This window comes from Pseudomonas sp. D(2018) (genome assembly GCF_005502555.1).
GTDB lineage: Bacteria > Pseudomonadota > Gammaproteobacteria > Pseudomonadales > Pseudomonadaceae > Metapseudomonas > Metapseudomonas resinovorans.
The window spans coordinates 57317-72281 of record NZ_SCOK01000012.1; the positions used below are offsets into that span (position 1 = coordinate 57317).

At 64.9% G+C, this 14965-nt stretch carries 16 protein-coding genes and 1 other RNA gene; 7 read left to right on the forward strand and 10 right to left on the reverse strand.

Translation table 11 applies throughout. The features are described 5' to 3' along the window. Window positions 1-55: 55 nt before the first annotated feature. The 8 genes from gcvH to FFS60_RS10455 all read right to left on the reverse strand — a co-directional run bounded on the left by gcvH (window position 56) and on the right by FFS60_RS10455 (window position 9006). Entirely contained in the window at window positions 56-445 is a 390-nt protein-coding gene (gene gcvH, locus FFS60_RS10420; RefSeq protein ID WP_137821938.1) for a glycine cleavage system protein GcvH, read from the reverse strand. Between the two features lie 43 nt (window positions 446-488). Then, the gene (gene gcvT, locus FFS60_RS10425; RefSeq protein ID WP_137821939.1) at window positions 489-1571 is read right to left on the reverse strand and encodes a glycine cleavage system aminomethyltransferase GcvT; all 1083 of its coding nucleotides are present in this window, start codon (window positions 1569-1571) and stop codon (window positions 489-491) included. 219 nt (window positions 1572-1790) lie between these two features. Then, window positions 1791-3410, reverse strand: a complete 1620-nt coding sequence (locus FFS60_RS10430) for an iron ABC transporter permease (protein WP_028626813.1) — start codon at window positions 3408-3410, stop codon at window positions 1791-1793. Window positions 3411-3483: 73 nt separating this feature from the next. Beyond that, window positions 3484-4485 (reverse strand): extracellular solute-binding protein, encoded by a 1002-nt coding sequence (locus FFS60_RS10435; protein WP_137821940.1) that lies wholly within the window; start codon window positions 4483-4485, stop codon window positions 3484-3486. A gap of 139 nt (window positions 4486-4624) precedes the next feature. After that, on the reverse strand, window positions 4625-5839 hold the full coding sequence (locus tag FFS60_RS10440; protein ID WP_162144801.1) for a 2-octaprenyl-3-methyl-6-methoxy-1,4-benzoquinol hydroxylase: 1215 nt from the start codon (window positions 5837-5839) through the stop codon (window positions 4625-4627). A 51-nt stretch (window positions 5840-5890) separates the two neighbouring features. Further along, window positions 5891-7075 (reverse strand): 2-octaprenyl-6-methoxyphenyl hydroxylase, encoded by a 1185-nt coding sequence (ubiH, locus tag FFS60_RS10445; protein ID WP_028626816.1) that lies wholly within the window; start codon window positions 7073-7075, stop codon window positions 5891-5893. A 1-nt stretch (window position 7076) separates the two neighbouring features. Next, on the reverse strand, window positions 7077-8411 hold the full coding sequence (gene pepP, locus FFS60_RS10450) for a Xaa-Pro aminopeptidase (protein WP_137821941.1): 1335 nt from the start codon (window positions 8409-8411) through the stop codon (window positions 7077-7079). Between the two features lie 40 nt (window positions 8412-8451). Next, window positions 8452-9006, reverse strand: a complete 555-nt coding sequence (locus tag FFS60_RS10455; protein ID WP_028626818.1) for a YecA family protein — start codon at window positions 9004-9006, stop codon at window positions 8452-8454. 205 nt (window positions 9007-9211) lie between these two features. Between FFS60_RS10455 and FFS60_RS10460 the strand changes: the two genes are divergently transcribed. From FFS60_RS10460 to FFS60_RS10475, 4 genes are all read left to right on the forward strand, one after another. After that, the gene (locus tag FFS60_RS10460) at window positions 9212-9421 is read left to right on the forward strand and encodes a TIGR02449 family protein (protein WP_028626819.1); all 210 of its coding nucleotides are present in this window, start codon (window positions 9212-9214) and stop codon (window positions 9419-9421) included. Beyond that, entirely contained in the window at window positions 9418-9732 is a 315-nt protein-coding gene (locus FFS60_RS10465) for a cell division protein ZapA (protein ID WP_028626820.1), read from the forward strand. The genes FFS60_RS10460 and FFS60_RS10465 overlap by 4 nt, the downstream gene beginning before the upstream one ends. Window positions 9733-9832: 100 nt before the next feature. Further along, window positions 9833-10012, forward strand: a non-coding RNA gene (gene ssrS, locus FFS60_RS10470) — 6S RNA. A gap of 9 nt (window positions 10013-10021) precedes the next feature. Next, window positions 10022-10618, forward strand: coding sequence for a 5-formyltetrahydrofolate cyclo-ligase (locus FFS60_RS10475; protein ID WP_137821942.1), 597 nt, complete (start codon window positions 10022-10024; stop codon window positions 10616-10618). 49 nt (window positions 10619-10667) lie between these two features. Here FFS60_RS10475 and FFS60_RS29015 read toward each other — a convergent pair whose 3' ends face one another. Continuing rightward, window positions 10668-10799, reverse strand: a complete 132-nt coding sequence (locus tag FFS60_RS29015; protein ID WP_256658067.1) for a hypothetical protein — start codon at window positions 10797-10799, stop codon at window positions 10668-10670. A 204-nt stretch (window positions 10800-11003) separates the two neighbouring features. On the opposite strand from FFS60_RS29015, the gene FFS60_RS10480 reads away from it, so the two are divergent. Both FFS60_RS10480 and FFS60_RS10485 read left to right on the forward strand, forming a co-directional pair. Then, window positions 11004-11453 carry an EVE domain-containing protein gene (locus FFS60_RS10480; RefSeq protein WP_137821943.1) on the forward strand — a complete coding sequence of 150 codons (450 nt, stop codon included), beginning with the start codon at window positions 11004-11006 and terminating at the stop codon, window positions 11451-11453. A 51-nt stretch (window positions 11454-11504) separates the two neighbouring features. Continuing rightward, window positions 11505-13349: a diguanylate cyclase domain-containing protein gene (locus FFS60_RS10485; protein WP_028626823.1), complete on the forward strand. Its 1845-nt coding sequence runs from the start codon at window positions 11505-11507 to the stop codon at window positions 13347-13349. On the opposite strand, the gene FFS60_RS10490 is transcribed toward FFS60_RS10485, so the two are convergent. Next, window positions 13340-13750: a flagellar basal body-associated FliL family protein gene (locus FFS60_RS10490; RefSeq protein ID WP_028626824.1), complete on the reverse strand. Its 411-nt coding sequence runs from the start codon at window positions 13748-13750 to the stop codon at window positions 13340-13342. The genes FFS60_RS10485 and FFS60_RS10490 overlap by 10 nt on opposite strands. A gap of 175 nt (window positions 13751-13925) precedes the next feature. Here FFS60_RS10490 and FFS60_RS10495 point away from each other — a divergent pair, with 175 nt between their 5' ends. Next, a complete protein-coding gene (locus FFS60_RS10495; RefSeq protein ID WP_137821944.1) occupies window positions 13926-14903 on the forward strand; it encodes an NADPH:quinone oxidoreductase family protein in 978 nt (325 codons plus the stop codon). The last annotated feature ends 62 nt before the right edge of the window (window positions 14904-14965 follow it).

The following is a 14965-nucleotide window of genomic DNA, read 5'->3' on the forward strand; positions in this document are numbered from 1 at the left end:
TTCAGAAAAACAAAAAGCCTCGACTAGCGAGGCTTTTTGAAGGATAGCGGGAGAATCAGCTATCGGCGTCGGCGGCGGCCTTGTAGGCAGCTGCATCGAGCAGCTTGTCCAGCTCAGCCACGTCGCTCGGCTTGAGCTTGAAGAACCAGGAACCGTACGGATCGCTGTTGACGCTTTCGGGGGCGTCGCTGACCGCCTCGTTCACCGCGATCACTTCACCGCCGATCGGCGCATAGATATCGGAGGCGGCCTTCACCGACTCCACCACGCCAGCTTCCTGACCAGCGGCAACGGTCTTGCCGACTTCCGGCAGTTCGACGAAGACCACGTCACCCAGGGCCTCCTGGGCGTGGTCGGAGATACCCACGGTAACGGTGCCATCGGCTTCCAGACGGGCCCACTCGTGGCTGGGGGCGTAACGCAGATCAGCGGGGATGTTGCTCATGTCGAGTTCCTCAGAGACTGTGGCGGATGGCCCGCCTGCAAATTTAGATCAAGGCTTTGCCATTGCGCACGAAGTTCGGCCGCACAACGCGGACCGGGAACCATTTGCCGCGGATTTCCACCTCGGCGCGATCGCCGGTGGCCATCGGCACGCGCGCCATGGCGATGGATTTGTTCAAGGTCGGGGAGAAGCTGCCGCTGGTGATCTCGCCCTCGCCCACGCCTTCCACCCGCACCACCTGATGGGCACGCAGCACGCCGCGCTCCTCCAGTACCAGGCCGACCAGCTTGCTGGCCACTCCGGCAGCGCGTTCGGCTTCCAGGGCCTGGCGGCCGATGAAGTCACGGGATTCCGGTTCCCAGGCAATGGTCCAGGCCATGTTGGACACCAGCGGGGACGCCTCTTCGGTCATGTCCTGGCCGTAGAGGTTCATGCCGGCTTCCAGGCGCAGGGTGTCGCGGGCGCCAAGGCCGATGGGCGCGATACCGGCTCCCACCAGCTCGTTGAAGAACCCGGCGGTCTGGTCGGCAGGGAGCATGATTTCCAGGCCGTCTTCGCCGGTGTAGCCGGTGCGGGCGATGAACCAGTCACCGTCGGGCAGGCCCTGGAAGGGCTTGAGCTCGTGGATCAGCGCGGCACGTTCGGTGCTCAACAGTTCGGCGACCTTGGCACGGGCACTGGGACCCTGGATGGCGAGTATGGCCAGGTCAGCGCGCTCGGTCAGTTGGACATCGAAACCCTGGCAGCGGGCCTGCATCCAGGCCAGGTCCTTGTCGCGGGTAGCGGCATTGACGACCAGGCGGTAGCCGAATTGGGTGAGGTAGACGATCAAGTCGTCGATCACCCCGCCCTGCTCATTGAGCATGGCACTGTACAGGGCCTTGCCGGGCGCCTGCAGGCGCTCGACATCGTTGGCCAGCAGGTGCTGGAGCCAGGCCTTGGCCTGGGCACCGGAGACATCCACCACGGTCATGTGGGAGACGTCGAAGACACCGCAGTCGCGCCGCACCTGGTGGTGCTCTTCGACCTGGGAACCGTAGTGCAGCGGCATGTCCCAGCCGCCGAAATCGACCATCTTGGCTCCCAGCGCCAGGTGCTGGTCGTGCAATGGAGTGCGCTGTCCCATGGGTTTCTCCTTCCGGGCTTGGCGAGGATGCGGCAGGCCCTGGGCGCGGAAAATTCCGCTGCCGCAGCAGGGTACGCCGCAACGAATGGCGCGCATTGTAGCCGCAAGGTGAGGCACTGGACACTCCAGCCAGCGGTGAGCGAACGGTACCGCCGTGAGTCGGAAAATCGGCAAGGGACCCTGTTCAGGTCTAGCTTGCGGACGCCTTTGCGCCCGTCGTCAGTGGCCGATCCGCCGTGCCGAACGGCGGATCAGGCCGATCACCGGCAGCAGGCCGACCAGCACCAGGGTCAAGGCAGGCAACGCGGCCCGGGCCCACTCGCCTTCGCTGGTCATCTCGAAGATGCGCACAGCCAGGGTGTCCCAGCCGAATGGGCGCATCAGCAGGGTGGCGGGCATCTCCTTGAGCACATCGACGAACACCAGCAGGGCAGCACTGAGGGTGCCGGGCAACAACAGGGGCAGGTAGACCCGGAAGAACAGCGCCGGGCCGCCGACACCCAGGCTGCGAGAGGCTTCCGGCAGGGACGGGCGGATGCGCGCCAGGCCGTTTTCCAGCGGCCCGTAGGCTACCGCCATGAAGCGCACCAGGTAGGCCAGCAACAGCGCGCCGAGACTACCCAGCAGCAGCGGCTTGCCGGCACCACCCAGCCAACCGGACAGCGGGATCACCAGATGGCTGTCGAGGTAGCTGAAGGCCAGCATGATCGACACGGCCAGCACCGAACCCGGCAGCGCATAGCCGAGATTGGCCAGCCCCACCGCAGCACGTACCGGCCGCGTCGGCGCCAAGCGCCGGGCGAAGGCCAGCAGCAGCGCCACACAGACCGTGAGCAGCGCAGCCATGCCGCCGAGGTAGAGGGTGTGCAGGATCAGCCCGGCATAACGCTCATCGAGGTCGAAACGTCCTCGCTGCCAGAACCAGACCAGCAACTGCAGCATGGGGATGACGAAGGCGCAGGCGAACACCAGGGCGCACCATGAGGTGGCCGCCAGGGCCTTGATGCCGTGCAGATGGTAAAGCGCCTTGCCCCGCGGTCGTTCGCTCGCCGGGCGGCTGGCACCACGGGCACGGCGCTCGCCGTAGAGCACCAGGCAGACACCCAGCAGCAGCAGGCTGGCCAGTTGCGCCGCACTGGAGAGGCTGAAGAAGCCGTACCAGGTCTTGTAGATGGCCGTGGTGAAGGTATCGAAGTTGAACACCGCCACGGCACCGAAGTCAGCCAGCGTCTCCATCACGGCCAGGGCCAGGCCAGCTCCAATGGCGGGCCGCGCCATGGGCAAGGCGACGCGCCAGTAGGCCTGCCAAGGCGACAGTCCGAGCACCCGCGCGGCTTCCATAAGGCCCTTGCCCTGGGCGAGGAAGGCCGCGCGAGCCAACAAGTAGACGTAGGGATAGAAGACCAGCACCAGCACCAGGATCACCCCACCGGTGGAGCGCACGCGCGGCAGCCGCAGGCCGCTACCGAACCACTCGCGGAGCAGGGTCTGTACCGGGCCGGAGAAGTCGAACAGGCCGATGAAGACGAAGGCCAGCACATAGGCCGGAACGGCGAAGGGCAACATCAGCGCCCAGTCCAGCCAGCGTCGGCCGGGGAATTCGCAGAGGCTGGTGAGCCAGGCCAGGCTAACGCCGATCACGGTCACCCCCACCGATACACCGGCAACCAACATCAAGGTGTTGCCCAGCAGGCGCGGCATCTGGGTTTCCCAGAGGTGGGACCAGATCTCCCCATCCACCTCGCCCCAGGACAGCAGCAATACGCTCAGGGGCAGAAGAACCAGGACGGCGACGGCAAAGCTGATGGGATACCAGCGACGCTGGGCGGGATGGGCCACGCAAACCTCTCGGGGATCAAAACAGGACGCCCCGGGCAGGCCGGGGCGTCGAGTATAGCGGCACAGCGGCGGATCAGTTCCAGCCGACGCGGTCCATCATCTTGATGGCTTCGGCCTGGCGCTTGCCAGCCACTTCCACTGGGATGCTGTCGGCTTTGAAACTGCCCCAAGCAGCCACCTCTGCCGACGGCTTGACCTTCGGATTGGCCGGGAATTCCTGATTGATGCCGGCGAACAGGCCCTGCGCCTCATCGGTGGTCATCCACTCCACCAACGCCTTGGCGGCTTCGGGATGCGGGGCGTGCTTGGTCAGGCCGATGCCGGACAGGTTCACGTGTACGCCGCGATCAGCCTGGTTTGGCCAGAAAATCTTCACCCGCAGGTTCGGGTTTTCCTTGTGCAGGCGGCCGTAATAGTAGGTGTTGACGATACCGACGTCGCACTGGCCGGCATCCACGGCCTGAATCACGGCGTTGTCGTCGGCGAAGACGTCGGTGGCCAGGTTGTTCACCCAGCCCTTGAGGATTTCCTCGGTCTTGGCCGCGCCATGGGTCTCGATCAGGGTGGCGGTCAGCGACTGGTTGTAGACCTTCTTCGCGGTACGCAGGCAGAGGCGGCCTTCCCAGTTCTTGTCAGCCAGCGCCTCGTAGGTGGACAGCTCTTCCGGCTTCACCCGCTCGGTGGAGTAGATGATGGTCCGTGCGCGCAGCGACAGGCCGGTCCAGGCATGGCTGCCGGAGCGGTACTGGGGAGGAATGTTGGCGTCGATCAGAGGCGAGGTGAAGGGCTGCAGGATACCCATCTGCTCGGCTTGCCAGAGGTTGCCGGCGTCGACGGTAAGCAGCAGGTCGGCCACGCCGTTCTCGCCCTCGGCCTTGATGCGCTGCATCAGCGGGGCTTCCTTGTCGGTGATGAACTTGATCTCCACACCGGTCTTGGCGGTGTAGGCATCGAATACCGGCTTGATCAGCTCATCGATCCGCGAGGAATAGACCACCACTTCTTCGGCGGCCTGGGCCGAACTGGCGGCGGCGGAGAGCGCGAGGAGCGCGAAAAGAGACTTACGTGCCCACATTGCTGGAACCTCTTGATGGCGACAAAGGCTGAATGATAGTCAACCTCAGTTGCAAGCTGAAGGGTGATTTATGTCCGGGTGTGTATCTTTTGCCTGAGGAATCAGAGAAGCCCGGGGTGGGAAAGTGCCCACCCCAGGTTCAAGCCCGTGCCAGGTCCGGCAGGTCACCGGACAGGCCAAGGGCCTGGCGGACGAAAAGCGCCTTGGCCTCAGGCATGCCGTCCACCCATTTCAGGCCGCTGTTGCGCAGCCAGCGAAGCGGCAGCGGATCGGCCTGGAACAGCCGCTCGAAGCCTTCCATCGCCGCCATCATCGCCAGGTTGTGGGGCATGCGTCGACGCTCGTAGCGGCCCAGCACGCGCTCATCAGCCAGACGCTCGCCACGGCCGTTGGCGTGCAGCAGGACTTCCGCCAGCACCGCCGCGTCGAGGAAACCGAGGTTGACCCCCTGCCCCGCCAGCGGGTGGATGGTGTGGGCAGCGTCACCGATCAGCACCAGCCCCTCTTCCACATAGCGCTTGGCGTGGCGCTGGCGCAGCGGGATGCACAGGCGCGGGTCGGCGCCGAGCACCTCGCCCAGGCGCCATTCGAAGGCACGGCCGAGTTCGCGACAGAAACCGGCATCGTCCAGTGCCATCAGGCGCTCAGCCTCGGCGGGGGTCACCGACCAGACAATGGAGCACCAGTGCTCGCCTTCCCGCTCCAGCGGCAGGAACGCCAGCGGGCCGTCGTCGGTGAAGCGCTGCCAGGCGGTGCGCTGGTGCGGTTCGGCACAACGCACGCTGGTGACGATGGCGTGATGCAGGTAATCCCACTCGCGCGTTGCGCAGCCGGCCAGGCGGCGTACCGCGGAGTTGGCACCATCGGCGGCCACCACCAGCGGGGCGCGCAGTTCGCGGCCATCCACCAGGGTCAGCAGCCAGTCGTCGCCGGAACGTCGCAGGCGCTCCAGGCGCGCACCGGGCATCAGGCCGATGCCGCTGTCGTGCAGCGGCTCCATCAGGGCATCCTGGACCACGCGGTTTTCGACGATGTGGCCAAGCACCTCGGCATGCACGCTGGCGGCCGAGAAGTGGATCTGCCCAGTGCCGGAACCATCCCAGACATGCATTTCGGAATAAGGGCTGCTGCGCCGCGCCATGACGCCCGGCCAGGCGCCCAAACGCAGGAGGATGCGCTGACTGGCGGCGGACAGCGCGCTGACCCGCGGCTCGAAAGCCGAACTCGCGTCGAAGGGTTTGACGCTGAGCGGGCTGCCGTCGATCAGCAGGATGTCCAGGCCGCTGTCTTTCAGCGCCAGGGCCAGGGCACTGCCGACCATGCCGGCGCCAACAATGATCAGATCCGCGCGCAGTTCCATATCAGGCCTTGAGGCTCCCTGTGTGTACGAATGAGGCACGCCCGATCAGTCCGGGCGGGTGCCCAGGCCCATGGCCTGGCGGGCGAACCAGCGCTTGGCCGGCGGCAGCAGGTCGAGGCCGAGCAGGCCCAGGTTGCGTCCGGCGGCCAGTAGCGGCTCGGCATTGGAGAAGAGGCGCGTCACCTGGTCGGAGAAGCCTACCGTGAGGTTCTGGTCGAGGCGCTGGCGCTGCAGGTAACCCTGCAGGGTGGCGATATCACCCAGCGGCTGTTCGCTGGTCAGCAGCGCCTCGGCCAGGGCTTGGGCGTCGCGCAGGGACAGGTTGTAACCCTGCCCGGCGATGGGGTGCAGGCTGTGGGCAGCATTGCCCAGTACCACCAGGCTGGAGCGCACTTGTTCCTCGGCTTCCACCAGTTCGAGCGGGTAGAGGTGCCGCGCGCCCACCTGCTGGAAAGCCCCCAAACGGTAGCCGAAGGTCTCTTGCAGCTCGTCGAGGAAACGCCGCTCGTCCAGCCGGGCGAGGCGCTCAGCGCCATCCCCCGGACGGCTCCAGATCAGCGCGCAGCGGTTTTCCGGCAGCGGCAACAAGGCCATCGGGCCATCATCGGTGAAGCGCTCGAAGGCCTGGCCGCGATGGGCTTCCAGCGGGCTGACGTTGGCGATCAACGCCGTTTGCCGGTAGGGAATACGCCGCACGCCGATGCCCAACTGTTCGCGCAGCCCGGAGCGACCACCGTCGGCCAGCACCGCAAGGTCACAGTCGAGCTGGGTTTCGTCGTTCAAGGTCAGGCGGTAGCCACCCTCCAGCGCCTGCATGCCGACCACTTCGGCCGGGCAGTGCCAGGTCACCACCTCCTCGTCCAGGGCCTGCCAGAGGCACTGGCCGAGCCAGGCGTTCTCCACCACGTAGCCCAGGGCCGGCACGCCTTCTTCAAGGGCAGCCAGGCGCGCGGCACCGAAACGTCCGCGATCGGACACGTGGATTTGCAGGATGGGCTCGGCGCGCTGGGCGATGGCCTGCCAGAGGCCGAGGCGCTCGTAGACCTGCCGGCTGCCGAAAGACAGTGCGGACGACCGAGCATCGTAGCTGGGCTGGAAGCTGTTACCGGGGGCGAAAGGTTCGATCAGGACGATTTTCCAGCCCCGTGCGCGGGCACCTTCCTGCAGCGCCAGGGCGAGGCTGGCGCCAACCAGGCCACCGCCGATGATCGCGACTTGGCAGTGATGCATATCAGGCGGCCTGGGTGCGCGCAGCAGCCATCAGCGCCTCGATTTCGTCGACCGTCTTGGGCACGCCACCCGTAAGGATCTCGCAACCCTGCTTGGTGACGACCACGTCATCCTCGATCCGCACGCCGATGCCGCGCCACTTCTTCGGCACGTCCTGATTGTCGGCGCCGATGTAGATGCCGGGCTCGACGGTCATCGCCATGCCCGGCTCCAGCACGCGCCACTCACCGCCGACCTTGTATTCGCCGACGTCATGCACGTCCATGCCCAGCCAGTGGCCGGCACGGTGCATGTAGAAGGCCTTGTAGGCTTCGGAGGCGATCAGTTCGTCGACATCGCCCTTGAGCAGGCCGAGCTCAACCAGACCGGCGGTGATGACCCGCACGGTCGCCTCGTGGGCTTCGTTCCAGTGTTTGCCGGGGGCGATTTCGAGGAAGGCGGCTTCCTGGGATTTCAACACCAGCTCATAGATGGCCTTCTGCTCGGGGCTGAAGCGGCCACTGACCGGGAAGGTGCGGGTGATGTCGCTGGCGTAGCAGTCCAGCTCGCAGGCGGCGTCGATCAGTACCAGGTCGCCATCCTTCAGCGGTGCGTCGTTCTCGCGGTAATGCAGGATGCAGGCGTTCTTGCCAGCGGCGACGATGGAGCCGTAGGCCGGCATCTTCGCTCCGCCCCTGCGGAACTCGTATTCCAGTTCGGCTTCCAGATGGTACTCGTAGAGCCCGGCCCGGGCGGCCTGCATCGCGCGCACGTGCGCGCGCGCGGAGACCTCGGCGGCCTCGCGCATGACCTTCACTTCAGCCGCCGACTTGTACAGGCGCATGTCGTGCAGCAGATGGTCGAGGGCGACGAATTCCTTGGGCGGTTGTGCGCCCTGGCGGGCCTTGGAGCGGATGGTGTTGACCCACTCCATCAGGTGCTGGTCGAACTCGGTATTGGTGCCGATGGAGTAGTAGACGCGGCTGCGCCCTTCGATCAGGCCGGGAAGGATGTCGTCGATGTCACCGATGGGGAAGGCATCATCGGCGCCGAAGTCCCGGATGGCGCCATCCTGGCCGGCGCGCAGGCCGTCCCAGAGTTCACGTTCCGGATCGCGCTCGCGGCAGAACAGCACGTACTCGCCATGTTCGCGGCCGGGAATCAGCACCAGCACGGCTTCCGGCTCGGGAAACCCGCTGAGGTACTGGAAGTCGCTGTCCTGACGGTAGACGTGCTCGACATCGCGGTTGCGAATATGCACGGGCGCGGCGGGCAGGATGGCAATGCTGTTGGCTTCCATCTGCGCCATCAGCGCCTTGCGGCGGCGGGCATATTCTGCCTTGGGGATACGGGTCATGCGCGCTCCTTCAGGGCGGGCAGACGGCCCGCCGCTCGAGTCAATGCAACGAGGGTTTGGCGGCCGGCGCGGCAGGCTTGGCGCATTCTGCGAAGAGCAGCAGGGGCGCGACGCGCAGGTACTCCATCACTTCCATATAGTCGCTCTCGCCGTCGTCGGAGTCTTCCAGGGCACTCTGCACCTGGGCGATCGAGGCGAGGTCCTGGAGCACTTCGACGGCTTCGCCGGACAACGCGCCTTCACGGGCGGTCAGGCCGAAGCCGCCGAGGAAGCCCTGGCACCACTGGCCAAGGGCGGCAGCACGTTCGGCCAGCGGCGCATCGTCGCTGGGCAGCAGAAGCACCACGGCCATTTCGGTGCCGGTCAGCTCGCTCTTGACCATTTCCTGCAGGCCGATCAGGGCCTGGCGCAGGTTGTCCTGCGGGGCGCCACCGAGCAGCTCGGCAGCATCCTCCAGCCAGGGCTCGGGGTCGAAGCCGGCGCCGGCGCAGCTGCGACCGAGCAACACGCCGTGCAGTTCGGCGGGGGAAACCGGCTGACCGGTGGAGGCGAGGAGCGCGGCGAAAGCGTTGTAGGGAGAATTCGAACTGGACATAAGGGTGGCTAGGCGCCAGAGGGCGCAATCACTAGAATGACGGCCTCGTATCCTAGCAGCCTGGCGCCGTGAAGGCAGCATTGGCCTTGCGGTCCTCAGGCCCTGACCGCAGGCGTGCAACCAATCGCGCCGGCGCTTGCGGGTTTGACCCTTCCCGGAGTCGGTCCTATATAGTCCCGGTCACTCCCCACCAAGTAGACAGCCCATGGAAGATGCCGAACTGCATGCACTGACAGCCAAGCTGGAACTGCTGATCCAGCGTGTCGAGCAGCTCAAGGCCCAGAACCGGCTCCTGCTTGCCAGCGAGAAGGCCTGGCGCGAAGAACGCGCTCATCTGATCGAAAAGAACGAAATGGCCCGGCTAAAGGTCGAAGCGATGATTTCGCGCCTGAAAGCCCTGGAGCAGGATTCATGACCCAGTCCAACACCGTTACCGTCCAAATCCTCGATAAGGAATACTGCATCGCCTGCCCTGCGGACGAGCGCGCCAACCTGGAAAGCGCCGCGCGCTACCTGGACGGCAAGATGCGCGAGATCCGTTCCAGCGGGAAAGTCATCGGTGCCGACCGTGTCGCCGTGATGGCCGCCCTGAACATCACCCATGACTTGCTGCACAAGCAGCAGCGCCTGGACCAGGAAGCCTCGTCCACCCGCGAGCGGGTCCGCGACCTGCTGGAGCGTGTCGACCACGCCCTGGCGGCTGACCCGGACACCCAGCAGGCCTGAGCCCCCGGCCGCGACAAACTGACGCTCTCTGGCGTTTTTTGACGCGGCCGGACCGACGCGCAGCAGTTTCCTGAACGGTTCTTGGGGTATACTCGCCGCCAGCTCCCTGGTGTGTTGGCCAGTCGGTGATGTCCCTGAGCCGATAAATGCAACCACGGGGGTTGCAAGTTGAGGCCGGTGTGCATGTCCGCCTGACGGAAAGCCTTAACGCCTCCTGCAGCCTCCACCTTGAACTTTCGGGTTCAAGGGCTAACCCGACAGCGGCACAACCGGGGAGTCTATTTTTTTCATGATCTGCGCCGGTTCACATTCCCGCCAGAGCCTGCGCCGCCTGCTTCGCCAGGCCCGCCGCGCACTCACCCCCCTCCAGCAAAAACACGCCGCAAAGTCCCTCTATCGCCAGCTCGCGCAGAACCCGCTGTTCCGCCGCGCCCGACATGTCGCCCTCTATCTGCCCACCAATGGCGAGATCGACCCACGTCCGTTGCTGCGCGAAGCCCAACGCCGGGGCAAACAGGCCTACCTGCCGGTACTGAATGCCTGGCCACGGGAAAAGATGGTGTTCCAGCGTCTACGGCCGGGAGAAAGGCTGCAGAAGAACCGCTTCCGCATCCTCGAGCCACGTGCCAATCCGGCGCAGCAGCGCAAGGTCTGGGCACTGGATCTGGTCATGTTGCCCCTGGTGGGTTTCGATGAATACGGTGGGCGTCTGGGAATGGGCGGCGGTTTCTACGACCGCAGCCTGGCCTATCTGGCACGTCGACGCCAATGGCGCAAACCAGCCCTGCTGGGCCTGGCGCACGAATGTCAGAAGGTGGACAGGTTGGAACTGGCCCGCTGGGACGTGGCCCTGCAGGCAACCGTAACGGATAGAGGCTGGTACTGACGGACCTGACGACGGCACCACGATCCTTGCGGTGCCGATCAGCGTGAAATCAGGGCTGCTGGGTCAAATTGATGGGTGCGCTGCTCTGGCGCTCCCACAGGCTTTGGGTGTAACCGGTAGTAACCACACCCAGGCCAAAAATGATGACCAATACCCAGAGAATGTCTGGCTTGCGTTTCATCGATTGCCTCCCCCTTGCAGGCAAACTTCGCGCGATGACCGATGGCGAGTTGTTGTTTTGATTGGACCGAACGGCGGTAGCAGCTTAAAGCGCGGCATTCTCCGGCAACGTGAGCGAACACGCAATTTATGACGCCAACCGGCTGTCGGCCAGACCCCAAGCTTGAGTACCCCAATTAAGGACGAACGTACAGGAGCAAAGTTCATGCCTTTCTGGCTGATGAAATCCGAACCCGACGAACTCTCCATCCACGACCTGCAGCGCCTGGGCAAGGCACGCTGGGATGGCGTGCGCAACTACCAGGCACGCAACTTCATGCGCGCCATGCGCCCGGGCGAACTGTTCTTCTTCTATCACTCCAGTTGCCCCGAGCCAGGCATAGCCGGTATTGCACGGATTGCTGGCGAGACCTACCCGGACCCCACAGCCCTGGACCCGCAAAGCCACTATCACGACCCCAAGGCCAACGCGGAGAAGAATCCCTGGAGCGCCCTGGACGTGGAATTCGTCGAGGCCTTCCCCCACGTCATTCCACTCGCCGCCCTGCGTGAGCAGGCCGTGCTCGCCGGCATGCCCCTGGTGCAGAAGGGCAGCCGTCTGTCGGTAATGCCGGTGACCGAGGAAGAATGGTCCGGGGTACTGGCCCTGCGTTGAGTCAGGAATGGCCCTGTGCTATGAGGGAGGGGAATCCTCCGGGGCGCATCCATGCCGCATTCTCATCCTGCCTGGCTGGTCCGAACGACACTCGCCCTGCTCTTCCTGGCGATGTGCGGCACCAGCCTGTTGCTCTGGAAGCAACTGGAAGACGCCCAGCAGGAGCGCATCCGTGACCGCGTGGGCTATCAGGCGCGAACGCTCGCGACCGAGCTGGAAAACAACCTGATCGATGAGGTCGAGGGCCTGCGTCGCATGGCCCTTTTGTGGAACCATCGAGGCCGTATCCCGCGGGACGAGTGGACCCTGGAAGCCAACTTCGCCCTGGAGCACTTCCCCGGCTACCAGTCGATCCAGTGGATGGGGGCCGATCTGCGCATGCGCTGGGTACTCCCCGAGCAGGGCAATGAAGCCGCAATCGGCTTCCGCCTGACCCGCAACCATCCCAACTTCAACCTCGCCATGCAGGCCAAGGCCAGTGGCGAGGCGCAGATGTCCAACAGCTTCGCCCTGGTCCAGGGCGGGCGCGGCTTCGTCCTCTATACCCCGCTCTACATCCGCGACGAACAGAGTGATCGGAGCTTCGACGGTTTCCTCCAGGGCGTATTTCGGGTCGAGACCTTGATGGATGAGCTCCTCGCCGACCTCGACAACCAGGACTTCAGCGTCCTGCTATTGGAATCCGGCCGCTCCATCTATCACCAGGAGCAGCCCGAAATCCTGCCGTCCCTCAGCCAACGCGTGCCGCTGCACCTGCTCAATAACAGCAACTTCTCCCTGCAACTCTCTCCGACCCCCAAGTTGGTGGAGCAACTCAGGTCGCCACTCCCGCAGGTGGTTCTCGGCGCCAGCCTGCTCACGAGCCTGCTGCTGGTCGCCGCCCTGGTCCTGGCGCTGGAAAACGCCCGCCGCGCCAGCGCCCTGCAGGCCGGTTACCGGCGCCTGAATGAAGAGGTCAGCCAGCGTGAGCACGTCGAACAGGATCTGCGTGAAAGCCGCGAGCGCCTGCAACTGGTACTCGACCTGACCGATTCCAGCGAGGATGGACTGTTCATTTTCGACCTCGCCAACCGTGAGGTCCTGCACATGAACCGGGCCACCCATGCCGGCCTGGGCTACAGCGCCGAGGCATTCCGACAACTGCTGAAGGAAGATCCGGAACAACTGCTGCCCGGCTTCCATACCTGGCTGGAGCTGGTGCGCCAGGCACGCAGGGATGGCGACTCCGGCATCTTCCAGCGGCAGATGCGCCGCGCCGACGACAGCCTCCAGGCAGCCGAGATCAGCGCACAAATGGTCAGTCTGAATGGCCGTGACTATCTGATCGGCGTGTCCCGCGACAACCGCGAACGTCTCGAGCTGGAGGCGCGTCTGCAGCGACTATCCCAGCAGGACGGCCTCACCGGACTCTTCAACCGGCGATACTTCGATCGTCAGCTCAATGGCGAGTGGCGCCGCCTGCGTCGCCTTGGCGCACCGCTGGCCTTGCTGATGCTGGATGTGGATCACTTCAAGGCATACAACGACCGACTCGGCCATCAGGCTGGCGACGACGCGCTGCGCCAAGTGGCCCAGGCGCTGCAACAGAGCCTGCAACGCGAAGGCGACGCGGCTTGCCGATACGGTGGCGAGGAGTTCGCCATCATCCTCGCCAATACCGCCGAAGACGGTGCGCGACATGTGGCAGAACGGGTAATGGCGCAAGTGGCCGCACTGGCCATCGAACACCCGGCCAGCCCGGAGGGGTACCTGACGTTGAGTATCGGTATCGCGATTTCCGACCCAGCCCGCGAGGACCAGCCCGACAGCCTGGTATCACGCAGCGACGCCGCGCTCTACCGGGCCAAGCACGAGGGACGCAACCGCACCTGCTTGTGGGAGAAGGGTCAGGGCTGAATGATCAGGTTGTTGAACAGCAGGTCGTCCACCAAGGGCAGACCTTCCTCGCTGTGCAACACCTGCTGCACCTGCTTGAGGGCTTCCTGGCGCAACTTCTCCTTGGAGTCGGACGCGTTCAGGGTCTCGTCGGTCTGCTGGGAGAAAAGCATCACCAGTTGGTTGCGAATCAGAGGCTCATGACGAGTGACCTTTTCCTGGGCTTCAGGACCGGTGACCCGCAGGGAAATATCCGCCTTGTAATACTTCAGGCGCGGCCCGGAACCATAGTTGCCGACCAGGGAGGGCACCAGATCAACATAGGCAACCTTGGGCGTCTCTCCTTCCTTGGGCTCGTCCTCACTGGCGACCGCCAGCAGCGGAAGGGTCAGGGCCAGCAACATTGCAGTCAGTCTTTTCACCTGGATTATCCTCAGCACGAATGGCGCCTAGCATAGCCACAGGTGCGGCCAGCCCCAAGACCTTCGTTTATGCAGGCCCATCAGGCGCAGCCATGCTGATTGACCCTCCAGGCACCCCACCTACACTGCAAGGCCACATGCCCGGGGCCAGCGCCCCAAGCCAAGGAGCTCCGCGATGAAAGCCGTCTTGTGCAAAGCCTTCGGTCCCGCCGACACCCTGGTGCTGGAGGAAGTCGCCAGCCCCGAACCCAAGAAGAACGAGATCCTGATCGACGTACACGCCGCGGCGGTCAACTTCCCCGACACCCTGATCATCGAAGGCAAGTACCAGTTCAAGCCACCTTTCCCCTTCTCCCCGGGCGGCGAAGCAGCTGGTGTGGTCGCGGCGGTTGGCGAGAAGGTCAGCCACCTCAAGCCCGGCGACCGGGTGATGGCGCTGACCGGCTGGGGCAGCTTTGCCGAACAGGTGGCGGTGCCGTCCTACAATGTGATGCCGATTCCCAAAGGCATCGACTTCAACTCCGCCGCCGCCTTCGGCATGACCTACGGCACCTCGATGCATGCCCTCAAGCAGCGCGCCAACCTGCAACCCGGCGAAACCCTGCTGGTACTTGGCGCCTCCGGCGGCGTCGGCCTGGCGGCGGTGGAAATCGGCAAGGCCATGGGCGCGCGGGTAATTGCTGCGGCCAGCAGTGCGGAGAAGCTGGAAGTGGCCAAGGCCGCCGGTGCCGACGCGCTGATCAACTACAGCGAGGAAAACCTGAAGGACCGCGTCAAGGAGCTCACCGGCGGCCAGGGCGCCGACGTGATCTATGACCCGGTGGGCGGTGACCTGTTCGACGCCGCCGTGCGCTCGATCAACTGGAATGGCCGCCTGCTGGTCGTCGGCTTCGCCAGCGGTCGCATCCCCGAGCTGCCAGTCAACCTCGCGCTGCTCAAGGGTGCCTCAGTGGTGGGCGTGTTCTGGGGTTCTTTCGCCCAACGCCAGCCCCAGGACAATCTGGCCAACTTCCAGCAGCTGTTCGCCTGGTATGCCGAGGGCAAACTGAAACCGCTGGTGTCCCAGACCTTCCCGCTGGAGCGCGCAAGCGACGCCATCAATGCCCTGGCCACGCGCCAGGCCGTGGGCAAGGTGGTAGTGGAAGTGCGCTGAGGCATGGACCGGCAGGATAGGTTGATCGAACACGAAGCGATACCCATCCTATGGAACGCACA